The sequence below is a fragment of the Pseudomyxococcus flavus genome, from assembly GCF_050038885.1.
GTDB lineage: Bacteria > Myxococcota > Myxococcia > Myxococcales > Myxococcaceae > Myxococcus > Myxococcus flavus.
The window spans coordinates 3,237,654-3,245,000 of the sequence record NZ_CP143624.1; the positions used below are offsets into that span (position 1 = coordinate 3,237,654).

The window sequence follows — 7,347 nt, forward strand, 5'->3', positions numbered from 1 at the left end:
CCTCCCGAGCTGAGGCGCGCAGAAGGGCCGCTCATCGGCCGGGCGAGACCGCCTTGGGTCGGGGTTGCTGGCGAGCCCGGCTTCTGTGAAGACAGGGGCATGAAGCGCGTGCAGTTGTCCGTGCATCGCACGGTGGGAGAGGCGCGGTTGCTGGCGGGTGCGCTGGAAGCCATGGGCGTCTCGGTGGAAGTACGCGGAGAAGCCCTGGCGCCGCTGAGCGGGGAGATTCCGAGCGGAGAGACGTGGATTGAGCTGTGGGTGCCCCCGGGCGAGTTGGAGCACGCCCGGAGCCTCCTGGCGGAGCTCCGCGAGAACCAGGAGCACGCCGAGCGGTCGGTGGAGTGCCCCCGGTGCCGCGAAGAGAACCCGGGCAACTTCGAGCTGTGTTGGAGCTGTGGCCTGGAACTGCCCTCGGGGCTACGTCCAAGATTGAGGGCGGTGTAGTAGCAGGGAGCGCAGGGGCGGCGGGAGCGCCGCGCGAGGAGACCGGGAAGTGGAGGAAGCAGAGGGAGTGCGGCGACGGCTCACGCTGAATCGAGGACAGCGAAGCCTGCTGGTGGTGTGCCTCGTTGCAATCGTCATCCACCTCATCCCGCTCCTGCTGCCCCGGAACGAGCCCGAGCAGCAACTGGCCATCGCGCGCGCCATGTCGACCGTGTCCCAGCGGGTCCCCTTCCTCCGCCCCCTGAAGGACGATTCGAAGGCGACCCCCGCCGAGCTACGGGAGGCCGCCACGCTGTTGCTGGACGGCGCGCCGGACGATGCCCACACCCTGGCGCTCGAAGCGGAGCGCCGGAACCCCCAGGAGGTCGAGACCCAGCTCTTGCTGGCGCGCATCTGTGACGTGGAGCGGATGAGCCGCTGTGTGAGTACCGCCCTGTCGCGCGCCGAATCGCTCGCGCCGGCGGATGCACGGCCGGACGTGCTCCGGGCGGAGCTCCTGGAGAAGGACGGCGATGTGACGGGAGCCGCCGCAGCGATGGAGCGAGCACACGGCAAGGCTCCAGAGGATCCGCTGATTGGCCTGCGCTACGTGCGGCTGCTGAGCGAGGCCAGGCGAGGAGAGGAAGCCCTGGCCGTTCTTCGAAAGCTGGAAGGGCGCGTCCCCCACGCACGGCTGCTGGTGGAGCAGGGGCGGGTGCACAGCCGCGAGGGCCATGACGCGGAGGCCGTGAAGCTGTTTCGGGCCGCGGTCGCTGAGGACCCGAAGCTGGGCGTGGGCTACTTCGAGCTGGGGCTGGCCTGGCACCGGCTGGGCAGACCGGACAGAGCGGAGGAAGCCCTGCGCCAGGCAGACCGGCTGGACCGCACGGACCCGAAGGCGCTCGCGGCCCTGTGCGCGATTCAGCTCAAGGAGCGTCGCATCGATGACGCACGGCTAACCCGGATGGACCTGGAGCGCCGCTTCTCCGGACAGCCGGAGCTGATTCGCCAGTCCTGCAGCATCCCCTGACGCCGTGACGGGCGTACGAGGGGCTACTCGCGAGGCTCGACGCCACGAATCTGACGGAGCATCCGGGCGGAGGCCTTGACCTCGGCGTCGACGGCGCCATCGACGCGCTCGGTCCGGACGACGGCCTGGAGGTAGGGAACGGCCTCGGCGTCGCGCTCCTGCTTGAACAGCAGCGCTCCCAGGGCGAAGCGCGCCCGGGTGAGCAGGATGATGTCCTCGGCGGCGACCGCGGCATCAATCGCGTCGCTGAGGGCAGACTCCGCCATCTCAGGTTGGTTCCGGGCGAGGAGGTCGCGGGCACGCTGGATGTGTTCGTCGACGTTCATGAGAAGAGAGACAGTCTCAACGAGCTGAGGACGCGAGCCATCGCGACGGGATAAGGGTGTCCACCCATGGACGAGAAGCGAATCGCCGAGTTGGAGATCCGCTACATGCACCAGCAGGAAATGCTGCAGGAGCTGAGCGGGGTGCTGTACGAGCAGCAGAAGGTCATCGACCAGCTGCGGGCCGAGGTGGACCGGCTCAAGCAGAAGCTGGAGGCAGAGCCAGGGCTCGTGGACGCCCGCCAGGACGAGCGTCCACCCCATTACTGAGGCTCAGAACTTGTAACCCAGCCGCAAGCCGATGGTGGGATTGGGGTCCAGATAGCCCACCTCGAGGCCAATGCTCGCGGCCTTGCCCTGCAAACCGAATCCAAAGGCGGCATGAGCACGGAACGTGTCGCCACGGCCGAAGACGAGCCACGGCCCCGCCATGCCTTCGATGTAGATGCCTGAACCGGTGAGGTTCGCGCGCAGCACCAGGTCCAGGGGCACGCCAATGTCATTGCCATCCGTGATGAGCATGGCGCCGAAGCGAGCACCGACCGACAGCGGGCCTACGAGCTTCGTTTCGACGCCGAGCGTGAAATTGAAGGCGGCGCTCTCATCAATCCAGTAGTCGGCCCCAAGCCCGGCGCGAACACCCGCAGCCTCGGAGTTCGTGGGCACGATGAAGAGGCCGGCCGCGAGCAACGCGCCAAGGCAAGGACGAAGCAGCTTCATTCGAGAGGCTCCTCTCAACACAACGGGGGAGCCTGCACTCAAGCAAGCCAGGCGCGATGAAGCCAGCCACAGAACGATTCAAACGAACGAGGCGCTCCGGCAAGCGTCAGTCGTAACGGAAGTCTGCGACTCGCAACGGACGCCGTGCCTTTTCGACACGCCAGCCGCTCCAGAGATCACAGACGGCCCGCTTCCGACCGATGCCGAGAGAAGGGAGGCTCCTACCGCCCGCGCGCCGGGAGCAGCTGGCGCGGCTATACGCGCGGCACGGAGGGCGGTGCGTCTTCGTGGGGCGCTTCCTCTCGGTGCTGCGGGGCGCCGTCTTCGTGCTGGCGGCGGTGCAGGGCATGCGGCCGCGGCACTTCCTGCTGTGGGACGGGCTGGCGCTATGCCTCAGCGTGCCGCTGGCGGTAGGGCTGGGCTACGCCTTCTCGCACAGCGTGGACGCGGTGGCGAAGGGCGCCGCGCACGCCGAGCACCTGGTGGTGCTGACGGGAGTGGCGGGGGCGCTGGCCTGGGGCGGGGTGCGCCGGCTGCAGCGGTGGCGCCAGGCGCGGCGGACGCGTTGAGGCCCACAAAAAGCGAAAGCCCCCGCGCGTCCGCAAAAGGGACACGCGAGGGCTTCTCAAAAAGAATCCGGCAGCGACCTACTCTCCCGCGCGGTTTCCCGCGAAGTACCATCGGCTCTGGAGGGCTTAACTTCCGTGTTCGGGATGGGAACGGGTGGGACCCCTCCGACATAGCCACCGGAAAACAAGCGACAGTGCATACAAAGGGTAAGTTTCAATTGCTGAGCGAAGTCTCGCTGTGCGTTTCAAGTCTTCCAGGCGAGTGCGCGTCGCACTCGAGCCTCGGCCTTGGCCCCGAGTCCCTTACTCCCCACGAGGGGGCATGCAAGAGAATGGGGGAAGTAAGCCTCACGACCAATTAGTACCGGTTAGCTGAACGTGTTACCACGCTTACACACCCGGCCTATCAACGTCGTAGTCTTCGACGGGTCTTCAGGGGCTTGCGCCCGGGATACCTGGTCTTGAGGTCGGTTTCCCGCTTAGATGCTTTCAGCGGTTATCCAATCGGCACATGGCTACCCAGCGATGCCTCTGGCGAGACAACTGGTACACCAGCGGTGCCTCCAACCCGGTCCTCTCGTACTAAGGTCAGAGCCTCTCAAGTATCCTACGCCCACAGCAGATAGGGACCAAACTGTCTCACGACGTTTTGAACCCAGCTCGCGTACCGCTTTAATTGGCGAACAGCCAAACCCTTGGGACCTGCTCCAGCCCCAGGATGCGATGAGCCGACATCGAGGTGCCAAACCTCCCCGTCGATGTGAACTCTTGGGGGAGATAAGCCTGTTATCCCCGGAGTACCTTTTATCCGTTGAGCGATGGCCCTTCCATTCAGGACCACCGGATCACTATGACCTGCTTTCGCACCTGCTCGACGTGTCCGTCTCGCAGTCAAGCTCCCTTATGCCATTGCACTCGACGCCCGGTTTCCAATCGGGCTGAGGGAACCATCGCGCGCCTCCGTTACTTTTTGGGAGGCGACCGCCCCAGTCAAACTACCCACCAGACAGTGTCCCAGTCCCGGCTGACGGGACATGGTTAGACACCAGAAATCAACAGGGTGGTATTTCACCGTTGCCTCCACCGAACCTAGCGGCCCGGCTTCAAAGGCTCCCACCTATCCTACACAGTCAATCCCTAGTGTCACTGTCAAGTTATAGTAAAGGTTCACGGGGTCTTTCCGTCTTGCTGCGGGTAAACTGCATCGGCACAGCTATTTCAATTTCGCTGAGTCCCTCTCCGAGACAGCGCGGAAGTCGTTACTCCATTCGTGCAGGTCGGAACTTACCCGACAAGGAATTTCGCTACCTTAGGACCGTTATAGTTACGGCCGCCGTTTACTGGGGCTTCGGATCATCGCTTCACCTTGCGGCTGACGAATCCCCTTAACCTTCCAGCACCGGGCAGGAGTCAGACCCTATACGTCGGCTTGTCGCCTTCGCAGAGTCCTGTGTTTTTGGTAAACAGTCGCTACCGCCATTTCTCTGCAACCTCTCTCGGCTTCGGCTGTACGCCTACACCTACCAGAGGCCCACCTTCTTCCGAAGTTACGGTGGAAATTTGCCTAGTTCCTTGGAGGAGAGTTCTCTCAAGCGCCTTAGGATTTTCTCCTCGCCCACCTGTGTCGGTTTACGGTACGGACACCCTGTAAGCTCCCTACGGGACTTTTCTTGGAAGCAGAGCATCAGCGACTTACCCCTGACGGGGCGCCATCGGGTCTCGGGGATGGCTGCCGCGCCTTTATTCGTACGCGACACCCCTACACCTTTAGACTGACACAACCACCGGTCAGCTCGCCTAGCTTTCTCCGTCCTCCCTTAGTTCAACGCTCACAAGATGGCGCAGGAATATTAACCCGCTTTCCATCACCTACGCCTTTCGGCCTCGGCTTAGGTTCCGGCTAACCCTGGGAAGATTAACTTGACCCAGGAAACCTTGGGCTTACGGCGAGGGGGTTTCTCACCCCCTTTATCGCTACTCATTTCGGCATCAGCACTCCCAGCCGCTCCAGCCGCCTTTTCAGTCGACCTTCGCTGCAACTGGGACGCTCCCCTACCGCCACACGCTTTACGTGTGACCCGAAGCTTCGGCACTAGTCTTGAGCCCCGTTACATTTTCGGCGCGGCCTGTCTTGACCAGTGAGCTATTACGCTTTCTTTAAAGGATGGCTGCTTCTAAGCCAACCTCCTGGTTGTCAATGACCTGCCACATCCTTTCTAGTGTTCACTTAGACTAGATTTGGGGGCCTTAGCTGTCGGTCTGGGTTATTCCCCTCTTGCCAATGGACGTTATCACCCACTGACTGCGTCCCGGGATAACAATTACCGGCATTCGGAGTTTGGTACGGTTTGGTAATCTGGTGAGACCCCTAGCCGTTCCAGTGCTCTACCTCCGGTATTGAATTGCCCGAGCCGATACCTAAATATCTTTCGGGGAGAACCAGCTATCACGGAGTTTGATTGGCCTTTCACCCCTACACACAGCTCATCTCAGAAATTTTCAACTTTCACGAGTTCGGTCCTCCATGCGGTGTTACCCGCACTTCAACCTGGCCATGTGTAGATCACCCCGCTTCGGGTTATAATACACGCAACTATTCGCCCTGTTCGGACTCGCTTTCGCTACGGCTCCACCTAACGGCTTAGCCTCGCTACGTATATTAAGTCGCCGAATCATGATGCAAAAGGTACGCTCTCGCACTGGGTTGCCCCGTAGTGCTCGAACTGCTTGTAGACATGCGGTTTCAGGTTCTTTGGACTCCCCTCACCGGGGTTCTTTTCACCTTTCCCTCGCGGTACTAGTTCACTATCGGTCGCCAAGGAGTATTTAGCCTTACCGGATGGTCCCGGCTGATTCAGGCAGGATTGCACGTGTCCCGCCCTACTTGGGTACCCCACTCAGCTCCAACCCGCTTTCGCGTACGCGACTATCACGCTCTTTGGTGCCTCTTTCCAGAAGCTTCCGCTAGCAAGTCAAAGTCCTACCGTGGACCCACTACCCCGCCACCACTTGCGTGGTTGCGGTTTGGGCTTCTCCCATTTCGCTCGCCACTACTTTGGGAATCACTCGTTGTTTTCTCTTCCTCAGGGTACTGAGATGTTTCACTTCCCCTGGTTAGCTCCATTCCACCTATGTATTCAGTGGAAGGTAACGCCGCTATTCACAGCGCTGGGTTTCCCCATTCGGACACCTCCGGATCAACGCTCGGTTGACAGCTCCCCGGAGCTTTTCGCAGCCACCCGCGTCCTTCATCGCCTCTTGGCACCTAGGCATCCACCGCACGCCCTTAGTAGCTTACTTGCCCTAATCTCTTGTTTTCACGCCCGCCTCCCGGCGGATTGTCGAAACTCGAAACCAAGGCCCAGACTCCTGCTCTTCGCAGCAAGCCTGGAAGACTTCTTTGTTACTTACGCTTGATTGGGCACCTGACTTTCCCTCACCTTCGCCTCACGGCGTCGGCTTCGGTACTTCGTCAGGGCCTCTGCGAGAACTTCTCTCAGCAGAAATTGAACTTACCCTTCGTATGCACTTGTCAAAGAACGCTTCCCTCTACTGCTTCAGGGAAAACTTGTGTGGAGCTGATCGGGTTCGAACCGACGACATCCAGCTTGCAAAGCTGGCGCTCTCCCAGCTGAGCTACAGCCCCGGGAAACTTGCCCACGGCCATTCTACCATGCTGGTGCGCGTCACCGCTTCCCTCCTCCTGGAGGGGAAATGGTGGGCCTAGGTGGACTTGAACCACCGACCTCGCGCTTATCAGGCGCGCGCTCTAGCCAGCTGAGCTATAGGCCCAGGGGGCTACCGCGTCGGCAAACCCTACAGCGTCCTTCATTCTCAAAGAGCCAAGTCGCTTTCGACTCAGTCCTTCAAAACCAAACAGCAAGCCCGAAGTAAGTAGCTAGATTGTGACTCGGAAACGTTGACCTGGTTGACCTGACGTGGCTCGAAAGCCACTGGCATCGCCTACTGCGTCCGAAGACGCTGTCCGATGCCCGGTCTCCTTAGAAAGGAGGTGATCCAGCCGCAGGTTCCCCTACGGCTACCTTGTTACGACTTCACCCCAGTTACCGACCACTCCTTGGGCACCTCTTGGTGAGATGACTTCTGGAGCAATCGACTCCCATGGTGTGACGGGCGGTGTGTACAAGGCCCGGGAACGTATTCACCGCAGCGTGCTGATCTGCGATTACTAGCGATTCCGCCTTCATGGAGTCGAGTTGCAGACTCCAATCTGAACTGAGACCGGTTTTATGCGATTAGCTCCCCCTCGCGGGTTGGCAAC

Annotated in this window: 6 protein-coding genes, 2 tRNA genes and 3 rRNA genes (1 of these 11 cut by a window edge); 4 read left to right on the top strand and 7 right to left on the bottom strand. The window is 61.2% G+C overall.

Going from position 1 to position 7,347, the window contains the following annotated elements; genetic code table 11:
• Positions 1-99 precede the first annotated feature (99 nt).
• Together VZL07_RS13605 and VZL07_RS13610 are read left to right on the top strand one after the other, a co-directional pair.
• Complete coding sequence (locus VZL07_RS13605; RefSeq protein WP_426755948.1) at positions 100-444, top strand: hypothetical protein; 345 nt, start codon at positions 100-102, stop codon at positions 442-444.
• 67 nt (positions 445-511) lie between these two features.
• Entirely contained in the window at positions 512-1,453 is a 942-nt protein-coding gene (locus VZL07_RS13610; RefSeq protein ID WP_426755949.1) for a tetratricopeptide repeat protein, read from the top strand.
• A gap of 23 nt (positions 1,454-1,476) precedes the next feature.
• Here VZL07_RS13610 and VZL07_RS13615 read toward each other — a convergent pair whose 3' ends face one another.
• Entirely contained in the window at positions 1,477-1,779 is a 303-nt protein-coding gene (locus tag VZL07_RS13615; protein WP_426755950.1) for a hypothetical protein, read from the bottom strand.
• 66 nt (positions 1,780-1,845) lie between these two features.
• Between VZL07_RS13615 and VZL07_RS13620 the strand changes: the two genes are divergently transcribed.
• Positions 1,846-2,046 carry a SlyX family protein gene (locus VZL07_RS13620; RefSeq protein WP_426755951.1) on the top strand — a complete coding sequence of 67 codons (201 nt, stop codon included), beginning with the start codon at positions 1,846-1,848 and terminating at the stop codon, positions 2,044-2,046.
• 3 nt (positions 2,047-2,049) lie between these two features.
• On the opposite strand, the gene VZL07_RS13625 is transcribed toward VZL07_RS13620, so the two are convergent.
• On the bottom strand, positions 2,050-2,496 hold the full coding sequence (locus VZL07_RS13625) for a hypothetical protein (RefSeq protein WP_426755952.1): 447 nt from the start codon (positions 2,494-2,496) through the stop codon (positions 2,050-2,052).
• A 287-nt stretch (positions 2,497-2,783) separates the two neighbouring features.
• Here VZL07_RS13625 and VZL07_RS13630 point away from each other — a divergent pair, with 287 nt between their 5' ends.
• Positions 2,784-3,065 (top strand): DedA family protein, encoded by a 282-nt coding sequence (locus tag VZL07_RS13630; protein WP_426755953.1) that lies wholly within the window; start codon positions 2,784-2,786, stop codon positions 3,063-3,065.
• A 65-nt stretch (positions 3,066-3,130) separates the two neighbouring features.
• Here the strand turns inward: VZL07_RS13630 and rrf are convergent.
• The 5 genes from rrf to VZL07_RS13655 form a co-directional block, all read right to left on the bottom strand.
• A 5S ribosomal RNA gene (gene rrf / locus VZL07_RS13635) occupies positions 3,131-3,247 on the bottom strand.
• A 155-nt stretch (positions 3,248-3,402) separates the two neighbouring features.
• A 23S ribosomal RNA gene (locus VZL07_RS13640) occupies positions 3,403-6,365 on the bottom strand.
• 273 nt (positions 6,366-6,638) lie between these two features.
• Positions 6,639-6,711: transfer RNA gene (locus tag VZL07_RS13645), tRNA-Ala, on the bottom strand.
• Positions 6,712-6,780: 69 nt separating this feature from the next.
• Positions 6,781-6,857, bottom strand: a tRNA-Ile gene (locus VZL07_RS13650).
• Between the two features lie 213 nt (positions 6,858-7,070).
• Positions 7,071-7,347: ribosomal RNA gene (locus tag VZL07_RS13655) — 16S ribosomal RNA — on the bottom strand; it runs 1,261 nt beyond the window's last position.
• The 16S, 23S and 5S rRNA genes sit together here with 2 tRNA genes alongside, the layout of an rRNA operon.